Below are 1,505 nucleotides of genomic sequence, written 5' to 3'. Positions count from 1 at the left end.
TCTGGAGGCACCTCACCAAAGGCCCCTGGGGATTCGACGGCGATAACTTCCAGATCAACCAGATCCAGCATCCCTATCAGGGAGCCGTCTATCAGGGATTCGCGCGATCGGCCGGCATCGGCTTCTGGGAATCGTCCGCCTATACCTTCCTGGGCAGCTTTGTCTGGGAGGTGGCCGGGGAGACCACGACCCCCTCCATCAATGACCAGGTCGCGAGCGGCATCGGCGGGAGTTTCCTGGGGGAGCCGCTCTTCCGGCTGGCGAGCCTGGTGCTCGAAGACGGCGGCGATAACCCCGGATTCTGGCGCGAGCTGGGCGCGGCGGTGCTCTCGCCCCCAACCGGCTTCAACCGCCTCGCTTTCGGCGACCGGTTCAAAGGGGTGTTCCCGAGCCACAACCCGGCCACCTTCACGCGCCTGCGGCTCGGCACGAGCATGACCGACCACGTGGCCGGCATCAGCAATGTCCCTGTCGACCGGACCGAGGTGACCGGAGACTACTCCCTCTCCTACGGGCTCCCCGGGAAAAACGGTTACACCTATGATCGCCCTTTCGACTACTTCCACTTCCAATTCACCGCCGTCTCCGGCAGGAGCGCCTTCGAAAACATCATGACCCGCGGCCTCCTCTTCGGAAAGAAATACGAGGCAGGCGACAACTATCGCGGGGTGTGGGGCCTTTACGGGAGCTTCGACTACATTTCGCCGCAGGTCTTCCGCGTCTCCAGCACGGCCCTTTCCCTCGGCACCAGCGGCCAGTGGTGGCTCTCGCGTGCGATCGCACTTCAAGGCTCGGCGCTCGGCGGAATCGGATACGGCGCGGGCGGTACCGTCCGCGCCAGCGAGGACCGCGACTACCACTACGGCGGGGCAGTGCAGGGGCTTCTCGCGGCCCGCCTGATCTTCGGCGACAAGGCCATGTTCGACGTGACGGGACGCGAGTACTCTATCAGCGGCTTCGGTGCCACCCAGCAGGATGGATCGGAGCGCATCTTCCGCGGGAACGCGTCGTTCACCGTGAGCGTTTACAAACGCCACGCGCTCGGGATCCAGTACGTCATGTCGAACCGGGATGCGTCCTCTTCCATTGTCCCCAATAGTCACCAGACGGTTGGAACCTGGAGCATCGCCTACAACTTCCTCGGCGACTCCCGGTTCGGCGCCGTCGAGTGGCGGCCTGCCGTAATCGAGGGCCGCTAAAGCCGGATGCTGCGGAAAGCGAAGGGAATAATGGCGAAAGCCATCTTTCTCCGAACCGGTCTTGTATTGGCCGTGTGGCTTCTCCCCCTCGGTCATCGATGTGTCGCGGAGGATAACGGGGCGATTTCACGGAGCATCGAAGCCGTAAAAACGGACTTCGGGAATTTTTACCTGGATCGGGCGAACCTGACAAAGCTCGGAATCGGTGTTGCCGGGGCCGCCGTGTTCGCCAACACGGGGATGGATCGGTATATCCGCAACAAGTACCAGGACGACCTGCGAAGCAAGGAAACCAACGAAGCAACG

2 protein-coding genes are annotated in these 1,505 nt (G+C 62.8%); both read left to right on the top strand.

The features are described from left to right. Positions 1–1,199 (top strand): DUF3943 domain-containing protein (locus VJ307_09880; protein ID HJX74451.1); only part of this gene is annotated, 1,199 nt, incomplete at its 5' end. A 30-nt stretch (positions 1,200–1,229) separates the two neighbouring features. Then, positions 1,230–1,505, top strand: a 276-nt coding sequence (locus tag VJ307_09875; protein HJX74450.1) for a hypothetical protein, incomplete at its 3' end; no start/stop codon positions are given.

The sequence above is a fragment of the Candidatus Deferrimicrobiaceae bacterium genome (assembly GCA_035256765.1).
Classification (GTDB): Bacteria; Desulfobacterota; Deferrimicrobia; order Deferrimicrobiales; family Deferrimicrobiaceae; genus CSP1-8.
Note: the sequence above shows the minus strand (reverse complement) of the source record. Positions and strands in the feature narration are given on the sequence as shown.